Annotated in this window: 14 protein-coding genes; 3 read left to right on the forward strand and 11 right to left on the reverse strand. The window is 67.8% G+C overall.

The window, feature by feature from the left end; all coding sequences use genetic code 11:
- Positions 1-259 precede the first annotated feature (259 nt).
- A complete protein-coding gene (locus TBIF_RS24030) occupies positions 260-1,426 on the forward strand; it encodes a serine hydrolase domain-containing protein (RefSeq protein WP_158506374.1) in 1,167 nt (388 codons plus the stop codon).
- The gene (gene dacB, locus TBIF_RS19360) at positions 1,423-3,051 is read left to right on the forward strand and encodes a D-alanyl-D-alanine carboxypeptidase/D-alanyl-D-alanine endopeptidase (protein WP_200182778.1); all 1,629 of its coding nucleotides are present in this window, start codon (positions 1,423-1,425) and stop codon (positions 3,049-3,051) included. Before TBIF_RS24030 ends, dacB begins: the two co-directional genes overlap by 4 nt.
- Positions 3,052-3,181: 130 nt before the next feature.
- Here the strand turns inward: dacB and TBIF_RS19365 are convergent, their stop codons facing one another.
- The 3 genes from TBIF_RS19365 to TBIF_RS19375 are packed head-to-tail and all read right to left on the reverse strand — an operon-like array spanning position 3,182 to position 6,541.
- Complete coding sequence (locus tag TBIF_RS19365; protein WP_038172060.1) at positions 3,182-3,835, reverse strand: response regulator; 654 nt, start codon at positions 3,833-3,835, stop codon at positions 3,182-3,184.
- A complete protein-coding gene (locus tag TBIF_RS19370) occupies positions 3,832-5,562 on the reverse strand; it encodes a sensor histidine kinase (RefSeq protein WP_148302338.1) in 1,731 nt (576 codons plus the stop codon). Before TBIF_RS19370 ends, TBIF_RS19365 begins: the two co-directional genes overlap by 4 nt.
- A 31-nt stretch (positions 5,563-5,593) precedes the next feature.
- Positions 5,594-6,541, reverse strand: a complete 948-nt coding sequence (locus TBIF_RS19375) for a Vgb family protein (RefSeq protein WP_024796398.1) — start codon at positions 6,539-6,541, stop codon at positions 5,594-5,596.
- A 155-nt stretch (positions 6,542-6,696) separates the two neighbouring features.
- On the opposite strand from TBIF_RS19375, the gene TBIF_RS19380 reads away from it, so the two are divergent.
- Positions 6,697-8,028, forward strand: a complete 1,332-nt coding sequence (locus TBIF_RS19380) for a M23 family metallopeptidase (RefSeq protein WP_024796399.1) — start codon at positions 6,697-6,699, stop codon at positions 8,026-8,028.
- Between the two features lie 32 nt (positions 8,029-8,060).
- Here TBIF_RS19380 and TBIF_RS19385 read toward each other — a convergent pair whose 3' ends face one another.
- The 8 genes from TBIF_RS19385 to TBIF_RS19420 all read right to left on the reverse strand — a co-directional run bounded on the left by TBIF_RS19385 (position 8,061) and on the right by TBIF_RS19420 (position 16,315).
- Positions 8,061-9,119, reverse strand: a complete 1,059-nt coding sequence (locus tag TBIF_RS19385; protein ID WP_024796400.1) for a ferrochelatase — start codon at positions 9,117-9,119, stop codon at positions 8,061-8,063.
- Between the two features lie 7 nt (positions 9,120-9,126).
- Positions 9,127-9,924: an NADH-dependent enoyl-ACP reductase InhA gene (gene inhA, locus TBIF_RS19390; RefSeq protein WP_024796401.1), complete on the reverse strand. Its 798-nt coding sequence runs from the start codon at positions 9,922-9,924 to the stop codon at positions 9,127-9,129.
- Positions 9,925-9,988: 64 nt separating this feature from the next.
- Positions 9,989-10,738, reverse strand: coding sequence for a 3-oxoacyl-ACP reductase FabG1 (gene fabG1 / locus TBIF_RS19395; RefSeq protein ID WP_024796402.1), 750 nt, complete (start codon positions 10,736-10,738; stop codon positions 9,989-9,991).
- Positions 10,739-10,804: 66 nt separating this feature from the next.
- Positions 10,805-11,785, reverse strand: coding sequence for a VWA domain-containing protein (locus TBIF_RS19400; protein WP_024796403.1), 981 nt, complete (start codon positions 11,783-11,785; stop codon positions 10,805-10,807).
- Positions 11,786-11,798: 13 nt separating this feature from the next.
- On the reverse strand, positions 11,799-12,782 hold the full coding sequence (locus tag TBIF_RS19405) for a DUF58 domain-containing protein (RefSeq protein ID WP_024796404.1): 984 nt from the start codon (positions 12,780-12,782) through the stop codon (positions 11,799-11,801).
- Positions 12,779-13,834: an AAA family ATPase gene (locus tag TBIF_RS19410; protein WP_024796405.1), complete on the reverse strand. Its 1,056-nt coding sequence runs from the start codon at positions 13,832-13,834 to the stop codon at positions 12,779-12,781. Before TBIF_RS19410 ends, TBIF_RS19405 begins: the two co-directional genes overlap by 4 nt.
- Before the next feature lie 95 nt (positions 13,835-13,929).
- Positions 13,930-15,291 carry an NlpC/P60 family protein gene (locus TBIF_RS26520; RefSeq protein WP_024796406.1) on the reverse strand — a complete coding sequence of 454 codons (1,362 nt, stop codon included), beginning with the start codon at positions 15,289-15,291 and terminating at the stop codon, positions 13,930-13,932.
- 466 nt (positions 15,292-15,757) lie between these two features.
- Positions 15,758-16,315 (reverse strand): Rv1476 family membrane protein, encoded by a 558-nt coding sequence (locus TBIF_RS19420; RefSeq protein WP_024796407.1) that lies wholly within the window; start codon positions 16,313-16,315, stop codon positions 15,758-15,760.
- Between the last annotated feature and the right edge of the window lie 42 nt (positions 16,316-16,357).

Here is a 16,357-nt window from a genome sequence, read left to right on the forward strand (position 1 = left end):
GCGGACCATGGACGCAGAATCCGCGACATCCCGCACGGATCCTGGCGAAAGGATTGAACGGAGCGCGACGATGAGGCATAACGGTGCAGGACAGTGACGAAACGGCTTCGGCACACCGGATCTAGGTCTATGGACGTGGCGGCGCGGGGTCGGCATCATCGGAATTGAAACAACCGGCCCACCCAATTGCGGATGGTAGGAGAAGGACATGACGAACACATGCGGTCGTTCACGCCGAGCTCCTACGCTCGCAACGGCAGTGGCGCTTGTCGCGGCGAGCGGTCTGCTGCTCGGCGGATGCTCCTCGCCCTCCTCCGATAGTGGCGCGATCGACGCTGGTAACACCGTGGCGCCGATCACAATCGAAGTCTCTCGCCCTGCTGCTCCTGAGGGCGAACTCCCTGAGGCGCTCCAAACCGAGCTCCAAGCCGCACTCGAGACGGTCATGGCCACCTACGACGTGCCCGGAGCAGCCGCTGGCGTTTGGGTGCCCGGCGAAGGTTCGTGGACAACGGCCGCCGGCCTCGCCGACATCGACGGAGGTATCCCCGCAACGACCGACATGGTGTGGCCCATTCGCAGCATCACGAAGTCATACACGGTCAGCCTGATCCTTCAGCTCGCCGACGAGGGCGAACTGAGACTCGACGACACCATCGATAAGTACGTTGACGGCGTCACCAATGGCGACCAGATTACCTTGCTCGAACTGGCGAACATGTCTAGCGGCAATGCCGACTACGTCAATGAGGCTTTCCTCGCCGAGTGGCAGGCCGACCCCACGAAGATCTTCACACTTGACGAACTGAACAGTGGGGCTCTCGACCAACCGGCTGAGTTTGCACCCGGCACGCAGTACGTCTACACCAACTCCAACATCAACCTGCTCGGTGCCGTGATCGAGAAGGTGACCGGTGAACCGTATGCCGATGTGCTGCAGGAGCGCATCCTCGATCCTCTCGAACAAACCGGCACGAGCTACATGCTCGATGCCTCCAAATGGACCGAACCTCACCCAGTGGGGTATGTCATCGAAAATGGTGTTGCCGAGGCGCGGGAGGAGAACTCCTCGATCCTCGGCCCGGCCGGGTCGATGTTCTCAACACTCGACGACGGCCGCGTGTGGGCAGAGACTCTTGGGTCTGGTGCGCTGCTGAAGCCAGAGACACAGAAACTGCGCGAGATCGGCCACAAGATCGCCAAACCGCCCTACGACCTCTACGCGGTGGGGATGGGAACGACCAACGGATGGTGGGGTCACAACGGGGAAGGCGTGGGATTCACCGCCGCGACCTTCTATGACAGTGAAACAGGGGCGAGCATCGTGGTGTACATGAACGAGTCGGACACCGCAGACCAATCGCACCCTGCCGACGAGGCCTTCCGAGCCCTCGCCGCCGTACTCGAGAACGGAGCGGGCAAGTGAACGATCACATCACCGCAGTGCGTCCAACCCGAAGCGGGCTAGTCTGCGGCGCCGGAATTGTTGCCATAGTCGCGGCTGTTTCTCTCACCGCCGGATGCGGCGGCGCCGCCCCCGGTGCCACGCCCATTCCGGGCACCGCCATCGCCTCCGTTCCCGGGCTTCCGGATGCGGCGCTCGACGTGATGAACCAACCGCAGTTCGCGAGTGGTCGCTGGTCGATCTCAGTCGAAGATCTCGACACTGGGGAGACCCTGATCGACCTCGACGGCGACAAACTCGCCGAGCCTGGCTCTTTCGTGAAGACCTACAGTGCGGGCGCCGCCTGGGTGAAATGGGGGCCGGATCACACGATCATCACCCCGGTGAAACAATCGGGCACCGTCGCCGGCAGCACTCTCACGGGCGATCTCATTCTCGTGGGCCAGGGGGACCTCACGATGGGCGGGCGCACGAAGGCCGATGGCACCGTCGACTTCACCAACCTCGACCACAATGACGCCAACCCGCTGCCCGGCGCGACGCTCACCCCTGAGGACCCGCTCACCGGCCTCAACGATCTCGCCGAGCAGGTGAAGGCCTCGGGAATCACCGCGGTGAACGGCGACGTCATCGTCGATAACCGCCTCTTCACCGGTTCGCTCGAAGGCAAACCCGTCACGCCGATCATCATCAACCAGAACCTGCTCGACATCCAGATCACTCCGGGCGCCGAGGGCCAGCCGGCGACGACGGCGCTCACACCCGCGGTCGCCCCCTGGAAGCTGGTCAGCGACGTGCGGACCGTGGCTGCCGGCGAGGACGCAGTACTCAAGGACCCCACAGTCTCGCCCGACGACCCGAACACGATCCGGATCTCCGGCACCATTGCCGCCGACAGTAATCCCGCACTCAAGGTCTATGAGCTCGAAGACCCCGCGACTTTCGCCCGCGCCGCCTTCATCGAGGCGCTGCAGCGCGCCGGCGTGTCGGTTTCGGCGAATCCGACGGCCACGAATCCCGAGCAATCCCTGCCCGACCAAGCCACTGTCACCGCGCTGGCCTCCGCAGCGGAGCTCGTGTCCCTGCCGCTCGGTGAAGAGGTGAAGTACGTGATGAAGATCAGCTACAACCGCGGCGCCCAGGCGCTTGTCTGCCGTCTCGCCGCCGATGCCGGAGAGACCGCATGCAACGCGGGCATGGCGGTGATGCAATCCATCTGGGCTGATGCGGGGTTGGACACCCTGGGCGCCTCGCTTGTGGATGGGTCCGGGCTCGACGGCAACTTCATCACCCCGCGGAACGCCGTCGACATCCAGGCGATCATGGCCGCGCGTCCGGATGCGGAGCGGTGGCAAGGCACCCTGCCGATCCTCGGCGTCGACGGCTCGCTAGCCGACGTGCAGGCTGGCAGCGAAGCGGCGGGCAAGGTATTCGCGAAGACCGGCACCCTGATCGGCGGCGATGCTCTCAACAACCGCCTCCGCCTGGTCACAAAGACGCTCGGTGGAGTGATGGACACCGAGAAGGGTCGTCATCTCGCGTTCACCATCATGGTGAACCAGGGCTTCTACGACGAGATCGCGGGGGTCTTCGAGGCGAACAACGACGTCGGCAAAGTAGCCGCGCTGATCCAGCAGGCCTACTAGTCCAAGGGTCCACACACTAGACATGCCCCGGTCATTGGCCGGGGCATGTCTGCATATAGGCACGGACCGCGCGCAGCGGCACGGCCTGGAGTCCCCTCTCCCGGGTCCAACCCCACATCCCAGACGAACCTCAACGCGCGAGATACCGCAGGACGGCCAACACCCGGCGATGGTCGTTGGTGTCGACCTGGATGTCGAGCGCGTCGTAGATGTGCGAGGTGTGCTGGACCACGGCCTTCTCCGAGATGACCAGGCGCTCGGCGATCCACGCGTTGCTGCGGCCCTCCGCGATCAGGGGGAGCACCTCTCGCTGCCGGGGCGTGAGCCGGGCGAACTCGCCGTCGACCAGGCTCGCCCGATTGACCATCACCTCGATCACCTCGGGGTCGATGGCGGTGCCGCCGGCCACCACGGCGCGCAAGTCGGCGAGGAATCCGTCGAGATCGGAGATGCGCTGTTTGAGCAGGTAACCGACCCGTGACGGGGCCCCCGCCAACAGTTCGGCGGCGTATCGGCGCTGCACGTACTGGGACAGCACCACCACCGCGGTCTCGGGCAGCTCGGCGCGGATGCGCAGCGCGGCGGCAAGTCCGTCGTCCGCGTTGCGCGGCGGCATCCGGATATCGGTCACCACCAGGTCGGGGCGATGCCGCGCGACGGCGTCGAGCAACGCGTCCGCGTCTCCCACCGCCTCGACCACCCGGAAGCCGCCCTGCTCGAGCACCGTCGCCAGGCCCTGCCTCAGCAGCACCTCGTCATCTCCGATCACCGCCGTGCCGGTCATCGGACGCATGGCAGCTCCGCCCGCAGATGCGTGCCATAGGTGGAGTCGCTGTCGATCCGCAGCACGCCGCCGAGCGCGTCGATCCGGTCGGAAAGGCCCCGCAGCCCCCTGCCGGCATGCAGGGCGGCGCCCCCGACGCCGTCGTCGTGCACCTCGACGGACAGGCGCGCGCCGTCGCCGTCGATGCGCACCGACACGCCCTGGGCGCTCGCATGCTTGAGTGCGTTGGCGAGCCCCTCCGCGATGAGGAAGTACGCGGCGGACTCCACCCCCGCCGGCAGGTCGCCGTCGGCCAGGTCGGCGTGCAGCGTGGTTGGCAGGGGCATCCGGTCCACCAGGTCTTCCGTCGCGGCGCACAGTCCGCGCTCGATCAGCGCCGCTGGCATGAGCCGGTGGACGAACGTCCGCAGCTCCGTGGCCGCGTCGTCGATGCCCTCCCGCACGGCGACCGCCTGCATCCGCGCCCCCTCGAGGCTCTCCGTCCCCGCGATCTGCTGCGCATCCATGGCCAGCAGCACCAGCCGCACCTGGATGCCGTCGTGCAGGTCGCGGGCGATCCGGCGCCGCTCACGATCCGCCGCGGCCACGATGCGCCCGCGGGAGGAGAGCAGCTCGCCCCGCTGAGCCATCAGCTGGGCGAGCAGCCGCTCCCGCTCGAGGGCGAGTGCGATCACCCGGCCGGCCTCGCGCACCGACTCCGGGTCGTCGATGAGGTCGCCGTCGTAGACGATCGCGCCAATCCGCTCGCCGGCGAGTTCCACGTCGACGCTGGCACGGCCCGCGCGCGCCGGGATCTCGGCGGGGCTGCCCCAGGTGTCCACCCAGCCGACCCGATCGGGCATCCACAGCAGCAACTCGATCGATCCATCGCCCAGCGCCCGGCCGAGCATCCGGGGCAGGTCCTCGCGTGCGGTCTCGTCGCGGCCCAGCCACACCGCGAGCTCCTCGAGCCGTCCCGTGCGGGCGAACCCGCCGCGGAGCATAGCCAGCAGAAAGGCGATCGGGACGCCCGCCATCAGCAGATACTGGATCACCGCGGCCGCGGTCGCCCCGAACAGCGGGTCCATGACAACGCCACGCACGGGGACGGCAAGCAGCGTCACCATGCCGTAGATGAACAGCGGGGCCAGCACACGACGCTGCGCGGGTTCCGCGCGTGCCAGCCGTCGCATCAGGATTATCGCGGCCGCCACAACGACCACCACGCCCGCCGTCCGCTGTCCCCACACGCCCGCGGCAAGCAGGTCGGGGCGGTCGGCGATAGTCAGTGTGGGCACCGCGGGATCGAACAGATACAGGGGCGCCTGCAAGAGGATCGAGACTCCATAGCCCGCCGCCACCACCGCGGCGGCCGCCCCGTGGACCCGGCCCGATGGGAAGGCCAGCAGCAGATGCACGGCGACCGCCAGGACCACGGTCGCGGACACCGTCCCCACCTCCACCAGCCCCGGCACGCCGGTGTTCCCGAGGCTCCCGGCGAACACCGCCAGCGCGCCCAGCACCAGGATCATGCCCATGTTGTTGGCGGGCCGTCGATGCCAGGCCAGCAGCCCAGAGACCGCGTACACGGAGTACACCAGCGTCACCAACACCAGAGTCCACCACATTGGCCCCGAGCCCGGCAGCGACAGGACCAGCTCCACAACGCCCAGCGCCGCCAACGCGCCGCCAAGCATCAGGAGGGCCCGGTCCAGCGACCGCGGCAGAGCAGACTTCGGCACTCTCACCTGCTCAGACTAAGCCGACTAGGGTCCCTCACTAACCCATTACACGAATACTGCCGATCGATCCACCTCGCTTGTTGGTGAACCACAATGCGGATGCGTCGGGTCCGGGCTTGATGTCGAACGGGCCCGCCACCCCCGGGGCGGTGAATCCGAGCCAGTCCCCCACCGAGGGGTCGAACCGCACGATCGCGTTGGCCGCGGTGTCGGCCAGCCACACCGCGTCGTCGCCGGCGACCCACACCCCGTCGGGGGTCCGCAGCCTCTCGTCCGTGCGCCAGGAGACCTCGCCGGCGCCATCCATCGTCATGAGCCCCGGCGGCTCCCGGGTGGTCAGCCACAGCGCGCCCGCGCGATCCATCGCCCACGCGCGCGGCACGCCGTATTCGGGCCACGGCCCGAACCGCGCGACGGCGCGGGCGGGATCCCCTGACGAGGGATCTAGTCGACCGACAGTGCCGCTGCCCGCGTTGACCCACCACACCAGGCCCCGGGCGTCGACGAATAGCGCCGACGGATCGGCGATCAGCTCCGAGCGGATCAGCCTGAGCGACGCCGTGGGGCTGTGGGCGCGCGGGTCGAGCGAGCCGACGGCCTGGGACCCGCGCGCGGTGAACCACAGAAGCCCGGTTGCCGCGGCCTTGATCGCGACCGGGCCGCGTAGATCGGGGTGGGTGTGGAGGGTTATGGTGCCCGCTGGGTCGGCCGCGTCCGGGTCGATGGCAGCGAGGGCGTCGGAGCCGAGGCAGGTGAACCAGAGGCGGCCGTCGGCCCCGGGGAAGATGTTGGCGGGCAGTCGCACTCGGCCGTGCGGATCGGCGAACGTCTCCACGCGCCAATCCGCAGCCCGCACCCGGCCGACGCGCCCGTTCGCGATGCTCGTGAACCACACATCTCCCCCCGCGGCGATGATTCCGCAGGGTGAGTCGACTTCGCCGGCCCGTGGGTAGAACACGTCGATGGCACCGACGGCCTCACCCATCTCGCGCTCCCTTCCCCGACGCTGTCGGCAGCGTCTCGTCGCACCTATCCTCTGGGTCGCAGGCGGGTCCAGACGATAGACCTAAGTCGCCGAACCGTCGTATTGGCGACCTAGGTCTATCGCGGCCGCCCACCCTTCTCGCGGAACCTGGATGTATGACCAACCGAAGTCTGACGGGTGCCCTGACGATCACGGCGGCGGTGACGCTTCTTCTCGCCGCCGGCTGCTCGAGTTCGAGCTCCCCCGAAGCCAGCACCTCGAGCGCCGACGCATCGAGCGCCAACGCATCCTCGGCAGCCGAACAGAGCTCCAACACGGCCAACGTCTCGGTCGCCTACACCGCCCTGACGGTAACCAACCTCGGGAATCCGACGTTTCCGTTTCGCGGCTCCGACGGCCAGGACCACGTCGCCTACGCGCTGCAACTGACCAACGCAGGGCTGGCCCCGGCCACCCTCGAGCGCGTCGACGTGGTCGACGCCGCCGATCCCACTCGCACGCTCGCGTCGTTCTCCGGCCCCGATCTGGTCGACCCGTCATGTGGGTACGGCGCGTGCAACCGGCTGCGCACCCTGCCCTCGAGCCCGGCGCCGAATGCCGATATCGAATCCGGGCAATCGCGTGCCCTGCTCGTCGACTTCACCCTCGCCCCCGGCACCACCGCACCAAAATCGGTCCTGCACAAGGTGACCGCGCTCGCCTCCGCGACACCCGGGCCCGGCGCGCCCACCCAGGTGGAATACCTGGTGACGCCGAAGGACGTCGCCGCCCGCACCGCGCTGGTGATCTCTCCACCGCTGCGCGGCGACAACTGGGTGGCACAGAACGGCTGCTGCGAAATCGGCTTCCCCCACGTGATGTCGCTGCTCCCGCTCTCCGGGCAGCTCGCGGACAGCCAGCGGTTCGCCATCGACTGGATGCGGCTGGACGATCAAGGCCGCTTCTACGACGGTGACAGAACGAAGAACGAGAGCTACCAGAACTATGGGCAGGAGATCCACGCGGTCGCCGACGGAACCATCTCCGCGACCCTCGACGAGGTGGAGGCCAACGCCCCCGGGATCCTGCCCGCGACGGTGCCGGCCCTAGCCGCGAAACTCACCGTCAACAATGTCGACGGCAACCACATCGTCCAGGACCTCGGCGACGGCACCTGGGCCATGTACGCCCACCTGCAGAAGGGCTCCCTGTTGGTCAAGCCCGGCGACAAGGTGACCAAGGGGCAGGTGATCGCGAAGCTCGGCAACACCGGCAACTCGAACGCCCCACACCTGCACTTCCAGCTGATGGACGGGCCCAACCTGATCGGCAGCGACGGCATCCCGTACGTGTTCGACAGCTTCGACTACGCCGGCTATATCGACCCCGCGGCCATCATCGCGGCCGACGACTACCTCACCGGCGAGTTCTTCGCGCACCACGCCGCGCCCGAGGCGCGCACGAAGCAGTTGCCGCTCAATGACAGCATCGTGAACTTCGGCGGGTAAGGCTTGCAGCCCGAGCCGCGGTGGCTTTGCCCCTAGTTTTGGGCACCGGTCCGGCGGGCGGGCGCGCAGCAGTCGACGGCGCACAGGCTGCCATTAACGCCAGCACCGTAGAGCGGCTCGCTCCCCAGCCGCGCGGGCGCGGCGCCATCCAACTGCTCGCGCACGAGGGCCACCACCATCTCGGCGAATCGGGAATCTGTGCCCGGCGTCAGCGCCCGGGCGTAACCGAGGCCGAGGTTCTGGGCCTTCTCCCGCGCCTCGGTGTCGAGGTCCCACACCACCTCCAGGTGGTCGGAGACGAAGCCGATGGGGCACACGATCACGGCCTGCTCCCCCGCCGCGGCCAGCGCGTCGAGGTGGTCGCAGATGTCGGGCTCGAGCCACGGCACCTGGGGCGGGCCGGAGCGGGACTGCCACACGACGTCGTGCTCGTCGAAACCCGTTGCGGCGGCGCATAACCGGGCGGTCTCCGCGACCTGGCGGCTGTAGAGGTGGCCGCCGTCGGCGGGCGGGCCGGCGTTCGCGTCGGCGGACAGCGGCACCGAGTGCGCGGTGAACACCAGGCGGACGCCAGCCCGCCTGGCCTCGGGCAACGTCGCGCGGGACGCCTCGATGGCGTCCGCGAACGCCGCGATCATGAGCGGGTGATCGAAGTACTGCCGCAGCTTCACGAGCGCAGGAGCGTGAGGACCAGCAGCCTCGCGGGCCCGGGAGATGTCCTCGTGATACTGCCGGCAGCCGGAATAGCCGCCCCACGCAGATGTCGGAAAGACCAGCGCGCGCTCGACGCCGTCGGCCATCATCTGCGCGACGGCGTCCTCCGCCATCGGATGCCAGTTGCGGTTACCGAAGTACACCGGCAGATCGATGCCATCGGCCAGTAGGCGTTCCTGGACCGCGTCGATGATGTCGAGGTTGAGCGCGTTGATCGGCGAGACACCCCCGAAGTGCAGGTAGTGCACCGCAACCTCCTCAAGACGTTCTGTCGGCACCCCTCGGCCGCGGGTCACGTTCTCCAGGAACGGGATCACATCCTCCGGCCGCTCGGGACCACCGAAGGAGAGGAGCAGGACGGCGTCGTACTCGGGCATGAAGGTGCTAGCCCACCATCGCGTGGAAACCGCCGTCGACATAGATGATCGACGCGGTGGTGGCCGGCAGCCAGTCAGACAGCACGGTGCACACGCTCTTGGCGACGGCCGTCGGGTCGTTGACATTCCAGCCGATGGGCGACGCGGCATCCCACGCGGTGTTCAGCTTGTCGAGCTCCGCGCCGGGGCCGGTGCTCGCACCGGCGATGGCCTTCGCGGCCAGGGTCTTGATGGGGCCGGCGGAGACCAGGTTGGATCGGATACCGCGGCCGCCGACCTCCTTGGCCACATAGCGGTTCACAGCCTCAAGGGTGGCCTTGGAGACGCCCATCCAGTTATAGAACGGCATCGCGCGCGAGGGGTCGAAGTCCATGCCGACGATAGACGCGTTGTCGTTGAGCACCGGCAGCAGAGCCTTGGCGAGGGAGGCGTAGGAGTAGGCGGAGATCTCCATCGCCTTCGACACGTCAGCCCACGGCGCATCCAGGAACGGGGCGCCGAGACCGGAGCGCGGGGAGAACGCGATGGAGTGCACGACGCCATCGAGGCCCTCGGGCGCGAGCTCCCGGACGCGGTCGGCCAGAGTCGCGAGGTGCTCGTCGTCCTGCACGTTCAGCTCGACGGCGGGCGGCACGGGCTGCGGCAGGCGCTGGGCGATGCGGTCGATCAGCCGGATCCGGTCGAAGCCGGTGATGATCACCTTCGCGCCCTGCTCCTGCGCGACCTTCGCCACGTGGAATGCGATGGACGAGTCCGTGATGATGCCGGTGACCAGGATGGTCTTGCCTTCGAGCAGTCCGCCCATGATGTGTTCCTCCTGTGAGAAGTGAGATGAAGTGCCGGTGTGGGGCTGGGCTAGTGGCCTCTAGCTAGTGGCCCATGCCCATGCCGCCGTCGACCGGAATCACGGCGCCGGACACGTAGGCCGAGTCCTCGGAGGCGAGGAAGCTGACCACCGCGGCGACGTCCTCGGCCTTGCCGAGACGCTTGAGCGGGATGAATTCCTTGGCCTGCTTGTGCAGGTCCTCGGACAGGCCCGCAGTCATATCTGTCTCGATGAATCCGGGCGCGACCACGTTGGCGGTGATCGAGCGCGAGCCCAGCTCACGGGTGATCGAGCGGGCCATGCCTATCACGCCGGCCTTGGACGCCGCGTAGTTGATCTGGCCGGGACCGCCGGCGAGTCCGACGACGGAGCCGAGGAAGATCATCCGGCCCCAGCGGCCGCGCAACATGGCCCGGTTGGCGCGCTTGGCGACACGGAAGGCACCGGTGAGGTTAGCGTCGAGCACGCTCGAGAACTGGTCCTCGGTCATCCGCATCAGCAGAGTGTCGTCGGTGATGCCCGCGTTCGCGACGAGGACCTCGACGGGCCCCTGGTGCTCCTCGACCTCGGTGAACGCACGGTCCACGGACTCGGAGTCGGTGACATCGCACTGCACGCCGAACAGACCTTCAGGGATGCCGGAGCCGCGATGGGTGACGGCGACCCTGTGGCCGTCCGCGGCGAGCCGCTGGGCGATGGCGAGGCCGATGCCCCGGTTGCCGCCAGTGACCAGCACCGAGCGGCTGACTTTGGACATGGGCTCGGAGTTGGACGGGGTGTCAGAGTTGGACATGGTCGCTCACCTTACTTTGCGAATGGAGCAATCGGGAATTACGTCAGAGCAGGACAGCACAGGCCGTCAGGGCAGACGACGCCCGACGACCAGCGCGCCCGCCGCCGACAGCGCCAGCAGCACCGCGCCTGCGATCAACCACGGGCGGCTCGCGTCGCCGCGCACCTCCTCGTAGCCGAGTTGGCTCTGCAGCGTGTCGTAGACGCCCTCGAGCTCGCCCAAGCTGGAGGCTGAGAAGAAGTTGCCACCGGAGAGGTTCGCGATCTCCTGCAGGGAGACGTCGTCCACGGGCACGTTGATGCGCTGGCCCTCGATCTCGACGTAGCCGTGCGACGTGCCAAATGAGATCGTGGAGACCGGGATGCCCTTCTCCTTCGCAAGTCGGGCTGCGGTGAAGGCGCCGCGGGGGTCGTCGAGGTTCTTGGGCACGGTCTGGGTGCCGTCGGACTCCAGCACGATGCGGGCGGGCGGGGTGTCCTCGCCACCGCCAATGCCGGCGTCGAAGTTCTCGAGCGCCTGCAGTGACGTGAAGATCGCCTCACCGGTGGCGGTGCGCTCGGCCAACTGCAGATTGTCGATGGCACTAGTGATGGACTTGCGGTTGGTCGTCGGCGTCACCAGCACCGATGCGGTCCCGGAGAAGGCGACTAGCCCGAGGTTGATGCCTTTGGGCAGCTCGTCGGCGAAGGTCTTCGCCGCCTGTTGGGCCGCTTCCAGGCGGCTCGGATCGACGTCCGTGGCCTCCATGGACAATGACACGTCGATCGCCAGCATGACCGTCGCGCGGTTCCGCGGGACCTTCTGGTCGGCGGTGGGTCCGGCGAGGGCGACGGTGAGAGAAAGCAGGCTCAACACCAGGAGGACTGCCGGCAGATGGGTGAACCAGTCGCGGCGAGCCGGCGCCACGGACTCGAGCAACTCGTAATTGGCGAACTTGAGGACCTGGCGCTTGCGATAGAACTGCACCAGCACATAGGCGACCGCCACCGCCAGCACGATCACCAGGCCTAGCAGCCACCAGGCGTTGGCGAATCCCGACAGGCTCACTTGCCTCCCCCTATCACTGACTGCCTCCCGAACCGGCCCGCCTCGGCGCCGGCGTGCCGGCCAGCCCGCGGCGGTTGACGCTGACAAACCGGGCGACATCCGCGATCCAATCGCGGTCCGTGCGCAGTCCCATGACCAGGCCGCCGCACCGGCGGACGCTCTGCCGCACGGCCTCGCTGTGTAGGCGGGCGGCTGCGGTGAAGTCCGCCCGGATGCGCTCGGTGAGCACGAACTCGCGGCTCTGCCCGCTCTCCGGGTCCCGCAGCATTACCCGCCCGATCCCCGGCAGCTCTTGATCGCGCGGATCGAGGACCTCGATGCCGAGCACGTCGTGGTTGGCCGCGACGCCGCGGAGTGCGCGGTCCCAATCAATCGGCCCCAGGAAGTCGCTGATCACCACGACGAGGCCGCGTCGGGCCCGGCGTCGGCGCAAGGTCTCGATGGCGCCGGCTAGGTCCCCCCGAACCCCCTGTTCCGCGCGTGGGGTGGTCGCGATCTTGCGCAGGATCGTCCGCGCGTGCAGGTCCCCGGCCCGGGCCGGGAGCCTGGTGATGGTGGAGCCGGTGGAGATGACGGCACCCACCCGGTTTCCGCCTCGCATGCTCAGGTACGTGATGGCCGCGGCCGCGGCGACGGCCAGATCGCGCTTCTCACACGCCGCGGTGCCGAAGTCGAGGCTCGCCGACAGGTCCACCACCAGCCAGGTCTCGAGCTCGCGATCGGCCACCGGCATGCGCACATGGGGATGGGTGGTGCGGGCGGTGACGGACCAGTCCATCAGGCGCACGTCGTCGCCCGGCTGATACTCGCGGGCATCGCCCGGCTCGGTGCCCGGACCGGGGATAAGCCCCTGGTAGTCACCGTGCAGGAGGCCGTCGAGGCGGCGCCGGACCGTCAGCTCCAGGGTGTGCAGCGCGGCGGCCAGCTTCGGATCGCGAAGCTCGCCGCCACTAAAGGACGGCGGCGTATGCGCTGGCGCTGGGGTTGGGGTCGTCACCGTGCGTGCGTGGCCGCGGGCGCAGGGATGCCGGCCGCGGCCGGCATCGCGCTGACCTGGGGCAGGGGCACCGCAGCCATCACCCGGCGGATGATCTCCTCGGGCGAGACCTCATCGGCGAGCGCGTCGTAGGTCAGCACCAGCCGGTGCCGGAGCACATCGGGCACCACCTCGACGACATCCTGGGGCACCACATAGTCGCGTCCACGGACGAGCGCGAGCGCGCGAGCGGCAGCGATGATGCCGAGCGTGGCGCGGGGGGACGCGCCGTAGGCGATCCAGCTCTCCACCTCGACCAGGTCGTAGACCTTCGGGGTCCGCGTCGCACCGATCAGGCGCACCACGTAATCCACCAGGGAGTGGTGCACGAAGACGTTGCTCGCGACTCCTTGGAGGCGGATGATGTCCTCCGGCGTGAACACCGCGTTGGGCGTCGGCACCGACTGGCCCATGCGGTAGACGATCTCCCGCTCCTCGTCGATCGTGGGGTAGTCGACCTCCACCTTGAACAGGAAGCGGTCCCGCTGAGCCTCGGGCAACTGGTAGACGCCCTCGCTCTCGATGGGGTTCTGTGTTGCCATCACGAGGAAGGGGCTGGGCATGGGGAAGGTGGTGCCACCGATGGTGACTTGGCGCTCGGCCATGACTTCGAGGAGCGCTGCCTGCACCTTCGCGGGCGCGCGGTTGATCTCATCGGCCAGCACGAAGTTCGCGACCACCGGGCCAAGCTCGGTGTCAAAGCTCTCCCGGCCCTGCCGGTAGATGCGCGTGCCGATGAGGTCGGCGGGGACCAGGTCCGGGGTGAACTGGATGCGGGAGAAGCTGCCACCCATCACCTTGGCGAAGGTCTCCACCGCCAGGGTCTTCGCGATGCCCGGGACGCCCTCCAAGAGCACGTGGCCCTTGGCCAGCACGCCGACCAGCATGCGTTCCACCAGATGGTCTTGGCCGACGATGACCCGCTTGATCTCGTATACGGCCTTCTCCAGCAGCAGCGCGTCGTTCCGCGTCGCCCCCGCAGTCGCCCCTGAATCGATCTGGTCCGTCATCATCGCCCCACCGTTCGGAATCAACGCTCACCGCTTTCGTCAGATCTGGTGCTGCCGCTGCCGCCAACTATTCCAGCAACGGCCACCCGGCGCTAACGCTAGCCGATCATCCGAACGGCGTAGGGGGTCATGTCGTTATAGCGCACCGAGGTGACCCGCACGACGTTTCCGGAGAACGGCGCCTCGATCATCTGGCCGTCTCCGAGGTAGAGCGCCACGTGATGCACGCCGCCATTACCCCAGAACAGCATGTCGCCGCGCTTGGCCTGGCTCGAGGGCACCTGCTTGCCTGCGGTGTACTGGTAGCCGGAGTACTTCGGGATGGAGATCCCGGCGCCGGCGAACGCGTACTGCATCAATCCGGAGCAGTCGAAGCCAACGCTCTTATAGTCGCCGTAGGAGTCGGCGACGCCGCCGTCGCGCACACCCATCGTGGGCCCGTTGGGGTTGCCACCGCCCCACGAGTAGCGCACGCCCAGCTGGGACATCGCACGGTCGATCACGATCTCGATCTTCTCGTTGCCGCTGGCGCTGGTAATCGGACCGGTGACGTTGCCGGTGACATTGCCGCTCTGCTGCTGGCTCTGCACCTTGTTGGCCGCGTCCTGCGAGGCCTTGTTCTCGGCCGCCCTTCGGGCCGCCGCCGCTGCCGCCTCCTTGGCCGCAGCCTCCGCAGCCCTGGCAGCCGCCTCTTCGGCAAGCCGTTGGCGATCCCAATTGTCGAATACCTCGCGCTGAGACTGCAGGCCGTCGACGTTGTTCCGCGCGGCCTCCAGCTGCGCCTCGGCACCGGCCTTCTCGGCCTCGATCTGCGCCTTGGCTGCGGCCTGTTGGTCCTGCTCCGAGACCGCGGCGGAGATCGCCTGCTGGGACTCCGCCTCCGCGGCGGACGCGTTGGCCTCGGCGGTGTCCGCCTCCTGCTTGGCCGCGCGGGCCGCCGAGTCCTTATTGGCCTGCTCGGTGCGAGCGAGCTGGAGCTTGTCCATGGACGCGGAGTGCGCATCGGCGACGATCTTCATCAGCCGGGCGCGGGTCAACGCGTCATCGGGACCGCCGGTGCTGACAAACGCTGAAAGGGTGCCCACGCGGCTGCCCTGCTGATAGCTGGCAGAGACGAACTTATTGAACTGGCTCTGGGCGGTGTTGATGACCTCACCCGCATCGGCCAGCTGCTGCTTGGCGGTGCCGACGGCCTGGGCCGCCCGCTCTGCCGCGCCACGGGCCACCTGCAGGTCCACGAGTGCCTTATTGGCCTCCTCGCGCTTGAACGCCACCTGCATCAGCAGGTCCTGCAAACGCTGGTCCGCACTCGAGACCTGGTTGATCAGCGCGCTGACCTCGCCAATCTGGCTGCCTACGACATCGGTGGCCCGCTGGATATCGGAGTCGGTCGGGTTCGGCGGCGGTGGCGGCACTGCGGCAACAACTCCGGGCGTCCCGATGATCATGGCCGCGGCCATGATCCCGCCAAGGAAAATGCTGCTGGAGCGACGTCCTGCGAAATTCGGCGCATTGCGGCGTGAACCGCGACGGTCAGTACGTCCCACGAAGATCTCCCTAGGTATCGCTTCGGCCGGCGCTGGACCAAGCCGCCCGCGGTCAAAGCGTCAGTGCGCGGAACGCTTCCCTTCGCTCCGCACAGCAGAGATGTCACCACGTGCGACCGTCCGCCGGGCCGACCACACGTGGCGAAAGCCCGCGCGTCGAACCTCGGAATCGAGTCACTCCTGCAACATTCGTGCCAGTAGCACCGTACGACAAATCCTGCACCACTGTGAACTTCCGTCACAAAACACAACGATGTAATCCACCAAACAGCAGGTCAGAACGTTTTGGCAATGCCTCGGTTAATGTGACGTAAGTCTCAATCACGGCCAAATCGGCCCAGATTCGACGAATCCGTCCTGAAATCAGCCGTCGAATGAGCTAGGAGTCCGGCCCTGCCTGGCTCCCCACGTCCACGCCGATGCCGCCCGCGCCAGCGCTGCGTGCAGCACCTGCCTGACGACGGCTCGCACGCACATTGAGTGCGGTGCCCAGCACCACGAGGACGAGCACCGCCAACGTGATGATGGACGCGATCGCGGTCCATGGCAGCGACGGTTCGGCGATCTGGTCCACAAAGGCCTGCACATCCGCAGAGCTGTCACCTGTCCGGGGCGCCGTCTCCGCCTCCTCCAAAACGAACCGGCTGATGCTGTCGCTGTTGGTCCCGATCATGTGCGGGCTCATCGCGACGACGGTGCCGCCCTCGGCATTGCCCACCGAGGTCGCAAGATCGCGGAGTTGCTCCGGCAGGAACGGGTCCTGCTCGATGACGACCACCCGCAGCGGCACGCCTTGTTCAGCGGCATTGGCCACCACGACCCGCAGCCCGTCCACCTGCGCCGCAGGGGCCGCCACGCCGTCGTCGGCGAGGTCTGCGAGGACTGCGTCCACATCAACGCCGGCGACGATATCCGTGGCGAACGGGACGAAGTTCATGGTGACGGCGACCTTCCATAGATTGTGGCGCGCGACCGGTAG

It is taken from the genome of Tomitella biformata AHU 1821, from assembly GCF_000524475.1.
Classification (GTDB): Bacteria; Actinomycetota; Actinomycetes; order Mycobacteriales; family Mycobacteriaceae; genus Tomitella; species Tomitella biformata.

Bases quoted from the DNA above. Each gene is read 5' to 3' on its own strand.
- TBIF_RS19365 (WP_038172060.1), bottom strand. From the start codon at position 3,835: ATGACCGGCACGGCGGTGATCGGAGATGACGAGGTGCTGCTGAGGCAG.
- TBIF_RS19380 (WP_024796399.1), top strand. From the start codon at position 6,697: ATGACCAACCGAAGTCTGACGGGTGCCCTGACGATCACGGCGGCGGTG.
- TBIF_RS19420 (WP_024796407.1), bottom strand. From the start codon at position 16,315: ATGAACTTCGTCCCGTTCGCCACGGATATCGTCGCCGGCGTTGATGTG.
- fabG1 (WP_024796402.1), bottom strand. From the start codon at position 10,738: ATGTCCAACTCTGACACCCCGTCCAACTCCGAGCCCATGTCCAAAGTC.
- inhA (WP_024796401.1), bottom strand. From the start codon at position 9,924: ATGGGCGGACTGCTCGAAGGCAAGACCATCCTGGTCACCGGCATCATC.
- TBIF_RS26520 (WP_024796406.1), bottom strand. From the start codon at position 15,291: ATGGCCGCGGCCATGATCATCGGGACGCCCGGAGTTGTTGCCGCAGTG.
- TBIF_RS19375 (WP_024796398.1), bottom strand. From the start codon at position 6,541: ATGGGTGAGGCCGTCGGTGCCATCGACGTGTTCTACCCACGGGCCGGC.
- TBIF_RS19410 (WP_024796405.1), bottom strand. From the start codon at position 13,834: ATGATGACGGACCAGATCGATTCAGGGGCGACTGCGGGGGCGACGCGG.
- TBIF_RS19385 (WP_024796400.1), bottom strand. From the start codon at position 9,119: ATGCCCGAGTACGACGCCGTCCTGCTCCTCTCCTTCGGTGGTCCCGAG.